Below are 17,791 nucleotides of genomic sequence, written 5' to 3'. Positions count from 1 at the left end.
GGCGGCACGGTCGAAGGCAATACTGCTAGTGGTCACGGAGGAGGAATCGCTCTCGGTGGTGGCGAAGCCACGATCAGCGGAGGAGAATTTGCGCACAACGTGGCCCTGAAAGCTGGAGGCGGACTCGCGTTCTACGGTGAAGCTAAGGTAACGATGAAAGCCGGCTACGTACACGACAACGTTGCGAAGGGCTTTTGGGGCGGTGGCGGTATCTACAACGATTCCGATTCGATTCTTACCATTGAGAACTCTCTGATCCGCGGCAATGCAACCAAAGACGCATTCCTTATCGGGGCAGGAAATCACCTTCCCAGCACGCAGGGTGGCGGTGTGTGGAACTGTGCAACGGGCACAACCACCTTGAACATCACCAAGGGCGTCGCGATTTTCGATAATTCTGCTCCAGATCTTGGGCGTAATAAGGAATACAAAGGTGCAGGAGCCGATTTTGCAAGCGTCGCTGTGCATACTTTTGGCGCGGCTGAGCCGGAGAAAGGCCAACCTGTCACAATAGGCGAGCGCATGCTTGGCGGTGCAGAGAGAATGTGGTACCAGGATGGCTCGATTTACAGTCACCGCTTGAACTGGCCGCAAGAGAAGCAAGAACCGCGATACGTGCAAGGCGGCAACAACACGCGGGTGGAGAATAACAAACTCTACACAGTGAATAAGGCCTTTAAGTCGGTTCCGAGTGATCAGGCAAAGCGACTGGCTGAACGTCTTGCCACTGTCAGAATCGAAAATAACCTCGCCACTTCCATGGGATTCAGCGGTGGAGGCATTGCCAACAACGGACAATTGTTCTTTGGTGAAGATGCCTGGAAGCTCAAGATCAAGAAATCTTGGAGCAACGATGACCCGGGTGTGCGCCCAGACAAAATTACGCTGGACGTCCTCGTTGATGATGTAGAGGTCGTCAAAGGTATCGAGCTGTCGGAGGCGAATAACTGGGAAACAACTATCGATAACTTCCCCAATCCTCAGACCTTAGTCGATGCCGCAACAGGTGAACGTATCCCGCTTGAGTTCAAGGAAAGCGGCGCGGACGGTTACACCATGAAGGTCTCAGAAACTTCGGATGACAAGCAGAAGACCTACAGTGTTGCGCTGACGAACCGGATCCTCACCTCTGTGGGTGTGTCGAAGTCGTGGCTTGATGGTGAGAATGCGTTGGGTGAGCGTCCTGGCAGCGTTGTGGTGGAGTTGTTGGCTAATGGTGAGCCGACTGGCACGACGTTGACCTTGTCGGCGGATAATTCGTGGTCTGGCGTGTTTAAGGATTTGCCGAAGTTTAACCATGGCGTCTTGGTTGAGTATTCGGTGCGTGAGGTTGAGGTTCCTGGGTATCGGTCGGTAGTGGCTGGTAACGCCGTGGACGGCTTCACGATCACCAACAGAGCCCTCACAGCTGTTCCCGTGACGAAGAAATGGGTGAACCACGACGGCGCAGCGCTCAGTGACGATATCCCACAGTCCATTGACGTTGAACTTGTGGCTGACGGTGAGCCGACTGGACAGAAACTCACCCTCTCAGCAGACAACTCCTGGTCAGGCGCATTTGCCGACCTTGAAATGTTCAATGCAGACGGCTCCGCGCCCATCGTCTATACAGTCAAGGAAACACCAGTTGACGGCTTCAGCACCCATATCGCGGGCACCGCTACGGACGGATTCACCATCACGAACTCGAAGAATCCGCCTCCGCCGGGTACACCACCGTCACCGCCGACCATCGTGAACACGGGTGCGGCGGCTGGAGGCGCTGCAGGAGCGGGCATTTTGATGATCACCCTGGGCGCTGGCCTGCTCTGGTACCGCCGCCGAGGAATCCACTGAACTCAGGAGGTGCATCAGTTCTGAGCTGATGATTCTCCGTGTCAGACGGGCGCGCGCTGGAAGACTCTGTGCTTCAACGTGCGCCCGTTCCTCGTTGGCAAGACGGTTTTGGCCAGCCGCCCTCGTCGGCAAAGCTGACCGGACGCGGCCCCCTCGTCGGAGTACGGGCTGATTGCACGCGAGATGCGCTCTATCATGTATGTGCAGGCAGTGAGGCCTGAGGCTGTCACTGATAGGAAAGGGACGACAGGAAGAGACGCAATGACTGAGAAGACCGCGGAAGAACACTACGTACTTGCCATCGATCAGGGCACGACGTCCTCACGAGCCATTATCTTCAACCACGATGGGCAGATCGTGGCCGTCAGTCAGAAGGAACACGAGCAGATCTTCCCGAAGCCCGGATGGGTTGAACACGATCCACTCGAAATATGGAGCAACATTCGCATCTGCGTCGCGGACGTCCTGCAAAGGGCCGAAATCAACAGGCACGCGATCGCAGCCGTCGGCATCACGAACCAGCGCGAAACCGTTGTCGTGTGGGATAAGAACACCGGCGAACCCGTCTACAACGCGATCGTGTGGCAAGACGCGCGCACATCGCAAATCATTCGTGAGCTTGCAGGTGACGAAGGGAAGTCAAAGTACCGCGACATCTGCGGCCTTGACCTGTCGACGTACTACGCAGGCCCTGAGATCAAATGGATCCTCGACAACGTCGAGGGAGTCCGCGAACGCGCCGAAGCCGGTGACCTCCTGTTCGGCACCACCGACACCTGGACACTGTGGAACCTGACCGGCGGCGTCAACGGAGGTGCTCACAAGACTGACGTCACCAACGCGTCGCGCACCATGCTGATGGATATTCGCACACTCCAGTGGCGAGAAGACGTGTGCGAGGACTTCGGCATCCCTATGTCGATGCTTCCTGAAATCTGCTCCTCTTCTGAAATCTACGGATACGGTCGCAAGAACGGGCTGCTGATTGACACTCCGATCGCTGGAATCCTTGGTGACCAGCAGGCTGCCACTTTTGGGCAAGCGTGCTTCGACAAAGGCATGGCAAAGAACACGTACGGTACGGGCTGTTTCGTCATCATGAACACCGGTGAGGAGCCGGTCTTTTCAGAAAACGGTCTGCTCACCACCGTGTGCTACAAGATCGGTGACAACAAGCCGGTCTACGCCCTGGAAGGCTCGATCGCCGTAACAGGTTCACTGGTTCAATGGATGCGCGACAATTTGGGAATCATCAAGGACTCCAGGGACATTGAAGACCTGGCGAAAACAGTTGATGACAATGGTGGCGTGTACTTCGTACCCGCATTTTCCGGCCTGTTCGCACCGTACTGGAAGGACGATGCACGTGGCGCGATCGTGGGGCTGACGCGATACAACAACAAGGGACACCTGGCCCGTGCAGTCGAAGAAGCCACCGCTTTCCAGTCCCGCGAAGTCTTTGACGCGATGGAAGCGGACTCGGGTGTTGCGTTGAAGGAGCTGCGCGTCGACGGTGGCATGACGAATGACAATTTGCTCATGCAGTTCCAGGCCGATCAGCTGGGTGTGCCGATCGTTCGCCCGAAAGTCCTGGAGACAACAGCGCTAGGCGCCGCATACGCAGCAGGCATCGCCGTGGGCTATTGGGACGGCGAGCAGGACGTCATCGACAACTGGTCGGAAGAAAAGCGATGGGAACCAGGCGATGATCGCGACGAGTACGACCGCAACTACCGCCTGTGGAAGAAAGCCGTCACACGCACCTTCAATTGGGTAGATGAGGACGTCGAAAACGCCTGACCGCCATTCGCGCCTCACTTAATTGACGAGGGAGGCCGGCCGGAGCCCCATCTCAGGTGCAAACACGGGGAGAATTCGGTGAGAATCTGCTGACCCCTTCAGTGCTTGACTTCATACGGCGTGACTGTACTGCCCAGCGTCATGCGGATGCGCGCGCACGCCACGCCATGCACATGGCCTTTGATGCGATCCGGCAAGCGCGGCGCGCCCGCTACGTCGTGACGCAGGCGTTCACGTGCGTCACGGCAATTAACCCGATTGTGTCCGCGGGTATGCACCCGCGGTACGCCGATATTTCGCCCGACACGCTCTCGATCGACCCACAGACCTTGACGATCCCGCCCTCGACGAGGGCGATCGTCCTCCAGCACACCTTCGGTATCGTGGACGATGGCGCATCCAAGGTGATCGTGGATCAGGCGCACGCTGCGGACGCCTTTGTTGTTGAAGATAGCGCACATTGCGTCGGACGCATGGCCACCGATCCGCAGACGCGGCGCCCCCTCGCGGATATTTCGATTCACTCTTTCGGCGCGGAAAAGGTTTTGCCCACGAAATTCGGTGCCGCACTGTGGCTCAATCCCGACACGGTTGATGTTCCTGTGCGCCAGCTCCTCGTCCGTGCACTGACGAACCTGCCTCAGCCTCGAGTCACTCTCGACACGGCAATTCGGACCTATCGCCTGCAAGATCGCGTCTACTCTCACCTGCCATCAGCGCTCTCAGGCAGGTTGCGGAGTGCGGCTCAGGCTGCACACCTTTTCTACCCGCCAGTTGCTGACACGCAATGGCAGGGAGGATCCAACGGAAGACCGTACGCGCCCTCACGCTGGGTGCTCGACCACATGAGCGAAGCGCTCGCGGGTGTGGATGCCATTGAACGTGAACTGGCCGAGCGAACCGGCCTCTACCTGCGTGCATTGTCAGCGATCCACACCGCTGCAACGATCCCGGCTTCTGTCACCGCATCGATGCCGCTGATCCGCTTCCCTGTGATCCTCCAGCGCGATGGGTCCGGTCAGCCTATCGACCCGGAAGACATGTTCAGTGCGCTGCAGTCACAGGGCTTCTATCCGGGCAGGTGGTATCGGCCTCTCCTCTTCCCCGGTGTGCGCAGCCCGCGTACATACGAACGTGATTCTCACAGTGATGCCATTCCACGCACACGCCAGATCGAGCGTTCGATCATTAACTTGCGGACCCAGGAATCACGCGACCATGCTGAGCGACTGGCCGATGCGGCCGTACGCTGGCTCGCCGCTCATGAAGCGAATTGAGCGTCTTCCAGCTCAAGGAGCCACGCCTTGCGGTCAGTTCCCGCAGCGTATCCCGTCAACGAACCATCTGCCGCCACGACGCGGTGACACGGGACGATGAGGGAAATGGGATTGCGCCCGACAGCCTGCCCGACAGCCTGAGGTGCCGGCCGACCAGCCTGACAGGTCAGTTGACCAGCCTGACGTGCCAGCCCGCTGGCTCGCTGATCAGCAACAGCATCGGCCAGGTCACCGTACGTGGTCGTCTGCCCGTAGGGAATTGCGAGGAGCTCGCGCCACACACTGACCTGGAAATCAGTGCCGACCAGGCGCAGCGCAGGCACCTCGTCGGGAATGTGGCCGGCAAAGTAGGTGTCCAGCCAGCGCGTTGTGCAGGTCAGGTTGTTCTGCGTCTTGATTGACGAGGGTGGCTCCAGCTCACTGATGTCATCGGTGTGCGTCATGCCGGCGATGGTGGAGCCGAAATGCTTCGCCCCCTCACACCACAGTCCGACGAGGTCACCACCTATGAAAGCCAGTGTCCAGGTGCCGATGGGTGAACGGTAGCGTGAGAGAAAAGCCGGGGCTGTGGGGGTCATGGTCGTCAGCCTACTGTGGGGCGCGTGAGTTCGCATTGAACATAGTTTTTCCCGTACAGTACACATCGTGACGAAATCTTTAGCTGTGTCAGAAAACGCTCGAGCCGAACGACCCGCAGTGATCCTGGCCAACCTCGGAACGCCGCAGGCACCCACAGCCCGGGCTGTGCGCCCCTTCTTGCGTGAATTCCTCTCCGACCGGCGCATCATTGAAATGCCTCCAGCAATCTGGCGACCGATCCTCGAAGGCATCATCTTGCGGGTGCGCCCTGCACGGTCTGCAAAACTCTACGAGTCGATCTGGCACACCGAGTCGAACTCCTCACCACTGATGTACTGGTCGCTGCGTCAGCGCGACGAACTGGCTGCGCGCCTCGACCATGTTGCCGACGTGCACCTGGCCATGCGCTACGGCGAACCATCGATCCGCAGCGTGCTTGATCAGCTGCGTGATCAGGGAGTGCAGCGCGTCCTCATCATTCCCGCCTACCCGCAGTACGCCTCCTCATCTACCGCGCCTGTCATCGATGAAGTTGCCCGCGACATGCTGAACGCTCGCAATCAACTGGAGATCCGCACCATTCGCTCCTTCCATGACGCCCCGGTGTATATCGAGGCGCTCGCGGCCGCCCTCGTCAATCACTGGGATGCGCGCGGCCGGCCCGATTTTGAAGGTGGCGACAAACTCGTCCTGTCCTTCCACTCAATACCCGAGGCGATGCACCGCGACGGAGACGTGTACCGCGACGAGTGTGAAACGACGGCTGAACTATTGCGATTGCGCCTCAACCTGGATCCACAGTGGGTATTCACCCGCTACCAGTCCGTCTTTGGGCCGGCCAAGTGGATTGGGCCCGCCACCATCGACACGATGGGGGAACTTGGCGCAGTGGGTACCACCAGAGTGGACGTGATCTGTCCCGGGTTTGTCGCAGACTGCATCGAAACGCTTGATGAGATCGCACGCCTGAACCGTGATGCCTTCATCGAAGCTGGCGGTTCGCAGTTCCACTACGTGCCATGGGGTAACGATCTGCCCGGATGCATCGACACGTTCGAGGAGGTCGCCCGCACCGGCTTGGCCGGCTGGGTATAAGCCTCGTCGTCTGCCCGTTTGAGCGAGAGCCTCGTCAATTACCCGGCCGGGTGCGACGCCTCGCTCAGGCGCGTGAAAGCGCAGGTGATGGCCCACGACAATCCAAGTGCAATGAGTGCCGGAACCAGGATAGTTGCCCCCTGATGCGTAAACTCCAGCACAAGGGCGAGTGCGGTGAGCGGCGCACGCATCGATGAGCCCAGGAATGACATCGCTCCGATCAGCGCGCAGGCGGTGATTGAAATGTCGGGGAATATCGTCGACCACGCCAGTCCACCGACGGCGCCGAATCCGGCTCCCAGTGCGATACCCGGTGTCAGCGTGCCACCCCATGCCCCTGATGCGATTGTGCCCAGCGTCGTGATGGCCTTGGCGCACGTGATGCTCAGGACAGGGACGAGGGCGGTCACGGCATGCGCGTCAAATCCCGCCTGAGCAGTTGCCTGACCATTACCCATGACGCGCGGAATCCACACGGCGACCAGGCCGACCAGCGTGAAGACTACGGGTAGGGTGATCAGAACCAGAGGGGTTGTTGGGCGCAGATCTTCAGCGCGTTTCACCAGGCGACTGAAACCCCATCCTGCTGTACCTAAGATTGGACCGGCGATAAGTGCCCACAGCAGCAGTGATGGTGTTGAAGTGGGTGCGGTGACCGTGTAGAACGGTTCGGGCCGGATGGGGCCTTGGGTGACCAGGACAGACAGGCCCGAGATCAGGCATGCACACCACAATGCCCGCGGGGTCAGAGAAACGATCAGAACTTCCAGGGCGAAAATTGCTCCTGAAATGGGGATTGAATACACAGCGGCCAGCCCTGCGCCTGCGCCGCATGCGACGATCAGGCGGCGATCCTGTGCGCTCAGTCCCAACCGGTCACAGCACCATCCTGACAGGGCTGCGGATACTTCACGCGGTGCCACTTCCCGGCCGATGGACGCACCCAGCGCCACGATGACGACTTGTGTGGTCGCGTGCGCGAATGTGGTCAAGAGCGGCATTTTCGCCCCGTTGACACCCTGGGTGACGGTGACGATACCTCGTCTGGTGTGGCGCAGCAGTGCCCAGGAAACCCCGCCGATCACACCTGCCAGAGCAAGAAATATGACGCGTCTGGACGAATCGGTTGACAGGACAGCCTCGATGAAGGTTGCGCCCTCACCGTAGGCGAGTCTTTCGATCAGATGAAGCAGATGCGAAAAGAACCATCCGGTGATGCCAGCAATTGCGGCCGTGAAAATGACGGCCACGATGAGGCGAACGAGCGGAGTGCGGTGAGAGCTTTCACCGTCTGACGGTACGTGCACCTATCTACCGTACGTTGGCTGCGCTTCGGTGCGCCAGCAGGGACGCGGTGAGGCGGGCGGGGCACAGGCGCGTACTGTCAGGACTGATCAGTAACCTTCGCGTGGCGGGAATGGAGGTATTGAGCAATCCGGGTCAGAATTGCTGCGCACAAAGCTCCTAAGACAATTCCGCATGCCATCGATATCAGTGGTGAAGTCGAAATACGTGCACCGATTGTTCCGCTCAGGCCGTAGATGCAAGACCAGATAAGGCAGGCGGGTGCATCGAGTAACGCAATATGGCGGAAAGGTATGCGCATTTTCCCCGCGCTGAAAAAAATCGCAATTCGCACAATGGGGACGAATCGACCCGTCGACAGGAGAATTCTCCATTGGCGCTCTGTTACTGCACTTAACCTCATATTGAGTTTCGGTAGACGACGGGACTTTTCAGGAAAGAGTCGACCGATCGTCGCCATTGTAAGGTCGCCTACAAGTGCCGCGCAGGCACAGCACACAATGAGGAATGTCAGGAACACAGGTTCACGGTATGCCGGAGTTGCCGACAGGGCGCTGATAACCGAACCAGAGGGAAGGACGGGGAAGAACCCGTCACCCCAGCATGCCAGGACGCACAGAACGAGGGAAAGCGGCTGATCGGAAAATGAAACGATGGCGGTTTCGATGCCGCTGATAAAGGACCAAAAGGAGCTCATTGCGGCAGGCCTGAAAAGCTCAGGGAATGCGACAACGTCGAATAGACTGGCGCAGGCCGGTGCTTCAATGAATTCACATGGTGATCATCGCACGGAATGGAAGTTAAACGCCATAGGGGAATCCCCTGAACAGTCCCTGAACCTAGTAGCAGGTTCTGCCCGATTTTGGTGTTCACCATGAACTTGTCAGCGATCTGAGAAAGTGCCTAATGTGAGGAAGCGGTTGATGCGAGAAAACGGCTGATACGAGAGAACGGTTGATGTGAGAAAACGGTTCACGCCACATTGCCAGATGAATTCAAATAAATGAAAACCGATTGAAGTGCTACTCTTTTTATTGTCGGAATTGGATTCTGCAGAAGGAATACTTTCAATGAAAAAGACAAAGGTTTTCTTGGTCGACGACATCGATGGCTCTGAAGCTGAACGGACGATTAGTTTTGCCTTCAACGGCATTTCCTACCAAATCGATCTGAATGCTGAACACGCGAACAAGATCGAAGACGATTTCGCGCAGTGGATTCGCCATGCGCGCCGGACCGGTGGCCGGGCTGTCACTCGCCGCAGCGGTGCAACCGCCGGCCCGTCCGATTCAGCGAAGATTCGCCAGTGGGCGCAGGATGAGGGTCTTGAGGTGTCACAGCGCGGACGTATCCCCGCCAGCATTGTCGAGCAGTACCGTCAGGCGCATCAGTAAGAGCTGCCGATGAGGTGAAGGACAACCGCTCAGGCGGCGACCGGCCGTTGTTGAGTGGCTCGTATTGCCGACGCTGTGAAGTGATGTCGAAGGGTCCCGTGACAGCGGGCACGATCTTTGTGAGAATAGGACTATGACATACAAACTGGTATTGCTCCGCCACGGCGAGAGCGAATGGAATGCAAAGAACCTTTTCACCGGCTGGGTTGACGTACCCCTGTCAGAAAAGGGCCGCTCAGAGGCAACGCACGGAGGAGAGCTTCTCAAGGAAGCCGGCATCCTGCCTGACCTGCTGTTCACCTCGATGCTGCGTCGCGCCATCCAGACCGCCAACCTGGCCCTGGATGCCGCGGACCGTCACTGGATTCCCGTGGAGCGTTCATGGCGCCTTAACGAGCGTCACTATGGCGCTCTGCAAGGCAAGAACAAGAAGGAAATCCGCGACGAGTTCGGCGAGGAACAGTTCATGCAGTGGCGCCGTTCCTACGATGTGCCGCCGCCGGAGATCGAAAAGGGCTCGGAATTCTCGCAGGACGCCGACCCGCGCTATGCAGGCGAGCCGATTCCGTTGACCGAATGCCTCAAGGACGTGCTGGCCCGTTTGCTGCCGTACTGGAATGACACCATCGTTCCCGCGATTCGCTCCGGCAAGACCGTGATGGTTGCAGCCCACGGCAACTCACTGCGCGCCATCGTCAAGCACCTCGATGATATCTCCGACGACGACATCGCCGGCCTGAATATCCCGACCGGCATTCCGCTGGTCTACGAACTTGACGAGGAAACCCTCAAGCCCGTCAAGAAGGGCGGCACATACCTTGATCCCGATGCTGAGGCCAAGATCGCGGCCGTAGCAAACCAGGGCAAGTAAGTTTCATTCACGAGGGTTCCCACCCTCAAGGCTGGTGCCCCACCTCCCAAGGAGGTGGGGCACCAGCCTTTATGCGCATGTTGAAGGCGTCAGCGGGGTAATACGGTGTGTGAGCTCCGCGTTCGCCGGATACAGATTCGGCAGTTCCGCTTAGGCGGTTTGTGCGCCTTCCACGATGTACATCACCTGGTCTGCAACGGAAACAGCGTGATCACCGAAGCGCTCCAGGAAGCGGGCCGCGAGCGTCACGTCGATCACCTGAGCGCGAGTCAGATCATTGTCGTCATCGGTTGCCATGCGGCGAGCCTCGATCTGCAGGTCATCGAGAATGTCGTCATCGCGATGCATACGACGGGCCAGGTTCAGATCCTGGGTCTGGACAACCTTCTCCATCGAGTGTGCCATCTGCACGGCCGCGTCCGTCATCTTGGTGATGAGCGGTCGAGCCTGTGGGCAAATCCCCGGCTCCTGGTGGGGGTTGCGTGCGATCAAAGCCAGGTGGGCCGCAAGGTCGCCCTGACGCTCCATCGTCTGAGTCAGTCTCAGGCCCGCAACAATCAGGCGAAGATCGGATGCAACGGGGCCCTGTAGCAGCAGAAGGCTCACACAGGTTTCGTCGATGTGACGGGACAGTTGGTCGAGGCGGTCATCAGCGTCGCCTGTCTGCTCCGCCTTGATCATGTCACCTTCGCGCAGGGCCTGCGTTGCGCGTTCAATCGCGACGGTGACACCGGAGCTCATCCTCTCCAAATCGAGTCCAAGCTGCGTCAGTTCCTGTCGATATACAGTGCGCACAATGTCTCCTTCACGAAAAATCCACTGTAACTGTTTAAGTCCACCAAAGATAAGTGCCAAGTGTGTGCATATCGGGTTAATTTTTGGTTAACTCCTGCTTGCTTTTCGGGTATTGTTGCAGGAAATCTGCAGATGGCCCGTCACGAGTGGTGACGAAGAGGCAAACAGATCGATACAGTTATGTCTGTGTTGGACGCTATCACTCTCATCGTTGTCGCGCTGCTGGGTGTCCTCGTCGGCGCTGTCGGCGTAGGAGCCTTCCGGCTGTCTCAGCGTCAACAGGACGTCGAAAATGGAGTGGATCCGCAGTACACCCAGCCGCCTGTCGATCTGCTCGCCATGACTTCCGCTCTGCCCGGCATCGTGATCGTCGTTGACGCGGACAACAAGATTGTCCGCGCTGATGCCAAAGCGTATGCCAAAGGCCTGGCGCGTCACCAGGAACTGACGCACCCTGCCCTCATTGAAGTTGCCGCACGCGTGCGGGCCGAGGGAGTCCCGCTGACCACTGAGATGACGCTGCCACGCTCCGACCTTCCTGAAGCAGCGGAACTGTTCTTCCGAGTACGGGTGGCCCCGCTGCCCGGTGACCTCCTTTTGATCGTGGCAGAGGATCTGACGATCCAACGACGCAACGAGGCTGCGCGTCGTGATTTTACTGCGAACGTGTCGCACGAGCTGAAAACACCTGTCGGAGCTGTGCGACTTCTGGCCGAAACGATCGCTGAAAACTCTGACGATTCTGAAGCAGTTGCCTACTTCGCGAGCCGACTGTCGAAAGAATCGGAACGACTGTCCACACTGGTGCAGGACATTATCGACCTGTCGCGCCTGCAATCACCTGATGCTCTGGATTCGCCCGACCTCGTCAGCGTCAAGCAAGTGATCAGCGAAGCGCTCCATCAGGAAGAATTCCCCGCCGAGCAGGCACGCATCGAGTTGCGCGGACCGGATCCTGCGCTCGAAGCCTACGTGTGGGGAGATAAGGACATGCTGGTGATGGCGGTCCGAAACCTCGTCGATAACGCTGTGCGGTACTCGCATCCGGATTCATGGGTGCGTGTCGACGCGGTACGCAACCAGGAACGAATCTGCATTCGCGTCATCGACACCGGTATCGGCATCTCATCTGAGCATCAGCAACGCATCTTTGAACGCTTCTTTAGAGTCGACACGGCGCGTTCACGTGAAACAGGGGGGACAGGACTGGGATTGTCAATCGTCAAACATGTTGCCAGTGATCACGGCGGAACAGTGACCGTTGCATCCCTCCCGGGTCGCGGATCAACGTTCACGCTAGTGTTACCTGAAGCAGAGATCGGTGAAAATGGAGACGAGCGTAAAGACAAGGACGCAAGATAATCATGACGGCAATTTTGATAATCGAAGATGAAGCCTCCTACCGTGAGCCACTCGCCTACAACCTGCGTCGGGACGGCTTTGACGTGGGCGAAGCATCCGACGGAAATGCTGGACTCGAAAAAGCGATCGATCCGAAATGGGATCTGATCTTGCTTGACCTTATGCTGCCGGGAATGTCGGGCACCGAAGTGTGCAGGAAACTCAGAAAAGTATCCAACGTTCCTGTCATCATGGTGACCGCGAAAGACGAAGTGGTCGAACGCATCGTCGGCCTGGAGATGGGTGCCGACGACTACATCACGAAGCCGTATTCCTACCGTGAATTGCTGGCCCGCATCCGTGCAGTATTGCGGCGCCAGGCTGGAACACTGGAGGATGAAGAAGAAGTCCTCGAAGTGGGAACAATCCGCCTGTGGGTGGACAGGCACGAAGTCACGGTGGACGACACATCCGTGTCGATGCCGCTGCGCGAATTCGAACTGCTGGAATTCCTCGCCCGCAACCCCGATCGAGTCCTGACGCGCTCGCAGCTGATGGATCGTGTGTGGGGAGTCGGAACGATCGGTGATTCAAAGACCCTGGACGTGCATGTCAAACGTCTGCGCGCTCGGATCGAGCCGGATCCATCCCACCCCGTCCGCCTGGTGACCGTTCGCGGACTGGGCTACAAACTGGTGTCGAATCCGCGCGACGAAAGCAAGTAAAAACGGCGCGCAGGTGTGTGCCGGCATCCCCGTGCGAAGGGGCGTGGAGCGAGCGAAGCGCTAGCATAACACCCCCACTGACTGTGTGTGCACGATTACTGGTAGAATGGCGGTATTGTTTAATACCAGCAGGAGTTTCTTTTATGACGTTCACCATCGGTCAAACGGTCGTCTACCCCCATCACGGAGCAGCCACGATCGAGGAGATCGCCACCCGAAAGATACGCGGTGAGGAAAAAACTTACTTAACACTGCGCGTCACGCAAGGTGACCTCAAGATTCAAGTGCCAGCTGACAACGTCGACCTCGTTGGCGTTCGAGATGTCGTCGATGAAGACGGGCTGGAAGAAGTCGTCTCCGTTCTGCGAGCACCTTATGTCGAAGAGCCGACGAACTGGTCACGACGCTTCAAAGCGAATCAGGAAAAAATCGCAACCGGCGACATCGTCAAAGTCTCCGAAGTTGTTCGTGACCTGACACGCCGCGACGCCAGCAAGAAGCTTTCCACGGGCGAAAAGCGCATGCTGACGAAAGCCCGCCAGATCCTGACTTCTGAGCTTGCTCTGGCCCGCGACATCGACAAGTCAGCAGCATCGGATCGCCTCGACTCGATCCTGGCTGAATCGGCCGAAACGGATGACAGTGCCGACGACGCCGGCACCGACACTCGCGAATCAGGCGACGACAAGTAGTGCCGTCAGCACCGCGCCCCTCCCGGCAGTGGCGCGGCGCCTGAATTGCAACCATTCTGACATGAACCAGCTGCGATCCCAGTCAACGACTCCGTTGCAGGCGCCTGGATCCGACCATGCTGACGTCGTGCCAGCTGAACCTGCGCTCACTGAATCTGTGTCAACCGAATCTGCACGAGCAGAACCTGCACCTGTCAAGAGGCGCCTGTCTGTCCTGGCCGCAGCTGGCTCGGGCACCCGACTGGGACGGCACATGCCCAAAGCCCTCGTCGAAGTAGGCGGTGCACCGATGGTACTGCGCGCCCTTCGCGGCCTTGACGCTGCGGGAATCACGCACATTGCGGTCACCGCTCCGACAGACGCCCTCGTCGATTTTGAACAACTCATCGGGAGTGCGCTGCCCGACCTATCTGCCACCGTGCGAGTCGTCGCGGGAGGAGCGTCGCGTCAGGCGTCTGTGGCCGCAGGTTTGCGATCCCTTGAACAGTTCCGTCCCGACGCGCGCACACCTGTCCTGATCCACGACGCGGCGCGCTGCCTGACACCGCCGGCGCTCATTGACCGCGTTGCCCGAGCCATTGAAAACGGTGCCAATGCCGTCATCCCAACCTTGCCAGTAACTGACACGATCAAACCGCTTGCCACCGGCACGCACATCGACGAGGGAGACGATGCGCTATCGCCCCTCGACCCGAGTATTGACCGCTCACGCCTGCGCGCTGTTCAAACTCCGCAAGGCTTCACGTGGGACGTCATATGCCGTGCTCACGAGTACGGAGCCAGCAGAGCAGCCGACGAATCGAGCGCCGCCACCGATGATGCAGGGCTGGTGGAAGCACTGGGACTGACGGTGATGTCGATTGCGGGCGACACGATGGCATTCAAAGTGACCACCGAGTTGGACATTGCCCTGGCGCAAGCCTGTCTAGATCACGGGTACGCGCCCGATGCGTGATACCTTGCAATCGCAGGTATCTGTCTGCGGCGCGCGCCGCACCCTTGCATAAGGAGATCCCATGTCACAACACGAGCAGTCCTTCGAGCATGCTCCCACTCCTTCTTCCACTTCGTCACACTCGACAGGTTCCACGCCTCCGTCAGGGTCACGCCACCACTGGGTTCTGTGGAACAAGAAAGTGGTCTCATGGGCTTTGTGGGACTGGGGCTCAGCCGCATTCAACGCCGTGGCAACAACGTTCGTCTTCTCTGTCTACCTGACAACTGACGGGGTGTTCGCCCCCAAAGTTGTTGCCAACGAGAACCTGTCACTGGGACTGACCCTTGCCGGCATCGTGATCGCTCTGCTAGCTCCCATCACGGGGCAGCGTGCTGATCGGCGCGGTAAAGGGGGAGTGTGGCTCGGCTGGTTCACCGCCATGGTGGTGCTGTGCATGCTCGCCATGTTCTTCGTGGCACCTAATTCCTCGCTCGGCCCAACCGGCGCGCTGTGGCTGGGAATCGGTCTGCTCGGCTTGGGTAACGTGTTCTTCGAGTTCGCCTCCGTCAACTACAACGCGATGCTCAACCACCTGGCTGATAAGTCAGCGATGGGACGAATCTCCGGATTCGGCTGGGGCCTCGGATACGTCGGCGGCATCGTGTTGCTGCTGATCCTCTTCGTTGGTTTCATCAACCCTGAAGTCGGCTGGTTCGGCGTGACAGGTGAAAACGGGTTGAATATTCGCGTCGCAATGGTGGTCTCAGCCATCTGGTTCGCCGTCTTCTCTCTGCCGGTCGTCCTCAACCCGCCCAAACCGAAGAATGTGTCCACCAACGATACCCACGAGTCGCTGATCGATTCCTACAAGCTGCTGTGGTCCACAGTGAAGTCTCTGGCGCGCACATCACGCCACACCTTGATGTTCCTGATCGCGTCGGCTGTTTTCCGCGATGGCCTGGCTGGGGTGTTCACATTTGGCGCAATCCTGGCAGGGTCCGTGTTCGGCTTTTCCGCCTCCGAAGTCATCCTCTTCGCCATTGCCGCCAACGTTGTCGCCGGCCTGGCAACCATTGGCTTCGGTGCGCTTGACGACTGGATCGGCCCCAAGCGCGTCATCATCCTGTCCCTGGTATGCATGGTGACCTCCGGGTTGCTGGTGTTCTTCTTCCACTCATTCGGCAAGCCGATCTTCTGGGTCTTGGGCCTGATCCTGTGCGTCTTTGTCGGCCCGGCACAGTCGGCCTCGCGCTCCTTCCTGGCGCGCATGATCCCGGCAGGTCGCGAAGGCGAAGTATTCGGCCTGTACGCCACGACCGGCCGAGCCGTCTCCTTCCTCTCACCTGCCCTGTACTACCTGGCCATCAAACTGGGGCGCGCCGTCACACCACCGGACGTGGACGCCACTCACTGGGGCATTCTCGGCATCGTCGTGGTACTGCTGGCTGGCCTTCTGCTGCTCATTCCGATTCGCCAGGAATCCGCGCATCTGAACATTTATCAGGACAGCACGCCGTCACAGGGGTGATACTGGAAGCACGTTCCTGGAAGCCGCGCGGTGAAGGCGCCCTCGTCAACGAAGGGAAAATACATGTCCGCTCCACGTCTGCGCATGTACAGCGCGCCGCCCTCGCAAGTCGTGCTCGCCTTGAACCACCTGCGCGACAAGACCGGGATCCCCACCGAGTTTTCCGACGAGGCGCAGCACGAAGCTGACCTTGCGGCCTCCCATTGGCATTCCAGCGGCGTTGAGCGCTTCATTGCCGAGGGTGCCCGCGACGCGCGTGACATCCCGTTCGTCACCATCGACCCGCATGGTTCCCGTGATCTGGATCAGGCTGTGGCGTGCGTGCGACTGGACGGCGACGATGACGGCGAGCGCAGCGCCTCGCGGGCAGGGCGAGCCACCTTTCGCGTTTACTATGCGATCGCCTCACTGGCAACATTCGTGTGGCCTGACGGGGCGTTGGACCATGCTGTCCGTGAGCGTGGATCAACCGTATACGCGCCCGATGAGGTCACGCCATTGCATCCGGATGTGTTGTGCCATGATGCTGCCTCACTTATTCCGGATGCGGATCGCCCCTCGTGCCTGTGGACCATTGACCTGGACGATGACGGCAACGTGGTGAAAGCGAACGTGGAGCGGGCCGTGATCCGTTCGCGGGCACAACTAGACTACGACAGTGTTCAGCGCGCAGTCGACGGCAAGGGCGACCTGCCTGATGTGGTTCCAGCTGACTTTATTGACAACTTGGCTCACGTCGGTCAGGCTCGTGAGCAGCGTGAAATCGAACGCGGCGGTATCTCGATGAACGCGCCTGAGCAGGAAATTGAGGAGCGCGACGACGGCCAGTTCGAGTTGACGTACCGCGCGACGCTGCCCGTTGAAGAATGGAATGCTCAGATCTCGCTTCTGACCGGCATGTGCGCGGCAGACATGATGCGCCGGGCAGGGATCGGTATTTTGCGTGTCATGCCGCCGGCAACCGACCGTGACATTACCCGCCTGCGGCGCGTGGCCGAGGCACTGGATCTGGAATGGCCTGGTGAACAGACCTATCCCGACTTTGTGCGATCGCTCGATTCGGCCGAGCCGGCTCACGCGGCGTTTATGAGCCAGGCGCGCACACTGTTCCGCGGCGCGGGGTACACGGCGTTTGACCGGGGGGCACCCGCCGGTGATGAAGCGATCCACGGAGCGATCGCTGCGCCGTATGCGCATGTGACCGCACCGCTTCGCCGGTTGGTGGACCGCTACGGTGAGGAAGTGTGCCTGTCGATCTGCGCCGGTGTTGACGTGCCGACGTGGGTACGTGACGGTTTGCCTGAGTTGCCCACCATCATGGCTCAGACGACTCAGAAAGTGCGCACCGTTGAAAACGGAGCGGTTGCCGCGCTGGAGGCGATGGTGCTGGCTGGTCATGAAGGCGAGCTGTTTGACGCGGTGGTCACCAGTGTGAACAAGGAGCGGGCAGAGATCATCGTGTCGGATCCGGCTGTGATTTCACGCGTCGATATTCAGGGAATCGAGGATGCTCCTTCCTTGGCCGGCAAGCGCGTGCAGGTCAGGCTCGAGAAGGTCGACCCTGCCGCTCCGTCGGTGGAGTTCGCCCTCGCCATCGATGGGTCTGAGGCCGATCG

16 protein-coding genes are annotated in these 17,791 nt (G+C 59.1%); 12 read left to right on the top strand and 4 right to left on the bottom strand.

Annotation, left to right across the window (positions count from 1 at the left end):
- The 3 genes from AC1DA5_RS10370 to AC1DA5_RS10360 form a co-directional block, all read left to right on the top strand.
- A partial coding sequence (locus tag AC1DA5_RS10370; RefSeq protein WP_480290173.1) for a Cna B-type domain-containing protein occupies positions 1–1,836 on the top strand: 1,836 nt, incomplete at its 5' end.
- Between the two features lie 261 nt (positions 1,837–2,097).
- Positions 2,098–3,636 carry a glycerol kinase GlpK gene (glpK, locus tag AC1DA5_RS10365; protein WP_480290172.1) on the top strand — a complete coding sequence of 513 codons (1,539 nt, stop codon included), beginning with the start codon at positions 2,098–2,100 and terminating at the stop codon, positions 3,634–3,636.
- Between the two features lie 56 nt (positions 3,637–3,692).
- The gene (locus AC1DA5_RS10360) at positions 3,693–4,913 is read left to right on the top strand and encodes a DegT/DnrJ/EryC1/StrS family aminotransferase (protein ID WP_480290170.1); all 1,221 of its coding nucleotides are present in this window, start codon (positions 3,693–3,695) and stop codon (positions 4,911–4,913) included.
- Here the strand turns inward: AC1DA5_RS10360 and AC1DA5_RS10355 are convergent.
- A complete protein-coding gene (locus AC1DA5_RS10355) occupies positions 4,898–5,491 on the bottom strand; it encodes a methylated-DNA--[protein]-cysteine S-methyltransferase (protein WP_480290168.1) in 594 nt (197 codons plus the stop codon). The genes AC1DA5_RS10360 and AC1DA5_RS10355 overlap by 16 nt on opposite strands.
- A gap of 64 nt (positions 5,492–5,555) precedes the next feature.
- On the opposite strand from AC1DA5_RS10355, the gene hemH reads away from it, so the two are divergent.
- Positions 5,556–6,587 (top strand): ferrochelatase, encoded by a 1,032-nt coding sequence (hemH, locus tag AC1DA5_RS10350; protein ID WP_480290174.1) that lies wholly within the window; start codon positions 5,556–5,558, stop codon positions 6,585–6,587.
- 38 nt (positions 6,588–6,625) lie between these two features.
- Here the strand turns inward: hemH and AC1DA5_RS10345 are convergent, their stop codons facing one another.
- Together AC1DA5_RS10345 and AC1DA5_RS10340 are read right to left on the bottom strand one after the other, a co-directional pair.
- A complete protein-coding gene (locus tag AC1DA5_RS10345; RefSeq protein WP_480290167.1) occupies positions 6,626–7,894 on the bottom strand; it encodes a chloride channel protein in 1,269 nt (422 codons plus the stop codon).
- A gap of 77 nt (positions 7,895–7,971) precedes the next feature.
- On the bottom strand, positions 7,972–8,589 hold the full coding sequence (locus AC1DA5_RS10340) for a DedA family protein (RefSeq protein WP_480290166.1): 618 nt from the start codon (positions 8,587–8,589) through the stop codon (positions 7,972–7,974).
- Between the two features lie 373 nt (positions 8,590–8,962).
- On the opposite strand from AC1DA5_RS10340, the gene AC1DA5_RS10335 reads away from it, so the two are divergent.
- Positions 8,963–9,286, top strand: coding sequence for a histone-like nucleoid-structuring protein Lsr2 (locus tag AC1DA5_RS10335; RefSeq protein WP_480290164.1), 324 nt, complete (start codon positions 8,963–8,965; stop codon positions 9,284–9,286).
- Positions 9,287–9,419: 133 nt separating this feature from the next.
- Complete coding sequence (locus AC1DA5_RS10330) at positions 9,420–10,157, top strand: phosphoglyceromutase (RefSeq protein WP_058237742.1); 738 nt, start codon at positions 9,420–9,422, stop codon at positions 10,155–10,157.
- Between the two features lie 150 nt (positions 10,158–10,307).
- Here the strand turns inward: AC1DA5_RS10330 and phoU are convergent, their stop codons facing one another.
- Entirely contained in the window at positions 10,308–10,952 is a 645-nt protein-coding gene (gene phoU / locus AC1DA5_RS10325; RefSeq protein WP_058237743.1) for a phosphate signaling complex protein PhoU, read from the bottom strand.
- A 186-nt stretch (positions 10,953–11,138) separates the two neighbouring features.
- Here phoU and AC1DA5_RS10320 point away from each other — a divergent pair, with 186 nt between their 5' ends.
- The 6 genes from AC1DA5_RS10320 to AC1DA5_RS10295 all read left to right on the top strand — a co-directional run.
- Positions 11,139–12,314, top strand: coding sequence for a sensor histidine kinase (locus AC1DA5_RS10320; RefSeq protein WP_162272387.1), 1,176 nt, complete (start codon positions 11,139–11,141; stop codon positions 12,312–12,314).
- Positions 12,315–12,316: 2 nt separating this feature from the next.
- On the top strand, positions 12,317–13,018 hold the full coding sequence (locus tag AC1DA5_RS10315) for a response regulator transcription factor (protein WP_058237745.1): 702 nt from the start codon (positions 12,317–12,319) through the stop codon (positions 13,016–13,018).
- 143 nt (positions 13,019–13,161) lie between these two features.
- Positions 13,162–13,710 carry a CarD family transcriptional regulator gene (locus tag AC1DA5_RS10310; RefSeq protein WP_058237746.1) on the top strand — a complete coding sequence of 183 codons (549 nt, stop codon included), beginning with the start codon at positions 13,162–13,164 and terminating at the stop codon, positions 13,708–13,710.
- Positions 13,711–13,771: 61 nt separating this feature from the next.
- Complete coding sequence (locus AC1DA5_RS10305; protein WP_480290161.1) at positions 13,772–14,665, top strand: IspD/TarI family cytidylyltransferase; 894 nt, start codon at positions 13,772–13,774, stop codon at positions 14,663–14,665.
- Between the two features lie 61 nt (positions 14,666–14,726).
- The gene (locus AC1DA5_RS10300; RefSeq protein ID WP_480290159.1) at positions 14,727–16,175 is read left to right on the top strand and encodes an MFS transporter; all 1,449 of its coding nucleotides are present in this window, start codon (positions 14,727–14,729) and stop codon (positions 16,173–16,175) included.
- A 63-nt stretch (positions 16,176–16,238) separates the two neighbouring features.
- On the top strand, positions 16,239–17,791 hold a 1,553-nt coding region (locus tag AC1DA5_RS10295; protein ID WP_480290157.1), incomplete at its 3' end, for an RNB domain-containing ribonuclease.

The sequence above is a fragment of the Pauljensenia sp. C0254C2 genome, from assembly GCF_056583835.1.
Note: the sequence above shows the minus strand (reverse complement) of the source record. Positions and strands in the feature narration are given on the sequence as shown.